The organism is Shimia aestuarii, from assembly GCF_022814865.1.
Lineage (GTDB): Bacteria > Pseudomonadota > Alphaproteobacteria > Rhodobacterales > Rhodobacteraceae > Shimia > Shimia aestuarii_A.
In genome coordinates this window covers 1-243 of sequence record NZ_JAKVRD010000070.1, presented here as the reverse complement: position 1 = coordinate 243, position 243 = coordinate 1, and the positions used below count along the sequence as shown (strand labels likewise).

At 62.1% G+C, this 243-nt stretch carries 1 pseudogene; it reads right to left on the bottom strand.

Annotation, left to right across the window (positions count from 1 at the left end):
* Positions 1 to 86 precede the first annotated feature (86 nt).
* Positions 87 to 243 (bottom strand): annotated as a pseudogene (locus MK745_RS19740) (sulfite dehydrogenase); the annotation flags it as partial.

Sequence of the window (243 nt, the reverse complement as noted above, 5' to 3'; positions counted from 1 at the left end):
ACGGCCTTGTCGATACGCCGCTGGTCTTCACCTACGAAGATCTCGAACGCTTCCCGCGCGAGAACCACGTGTATTTCTGTGAATGCGCCGCCAACACCGGCATGGAATGGGCCGGCGCGCAGCTCAATCGCGCCCGAGTGGTGGCGTTCAAACGCACAGCCCTGCGGGGTGATCGTGCCGTCCAGCGCGTGGATCGGGGTAAAGTTGATCGACGAGATCGTGTCTGCGGTCAGCCATTCCACG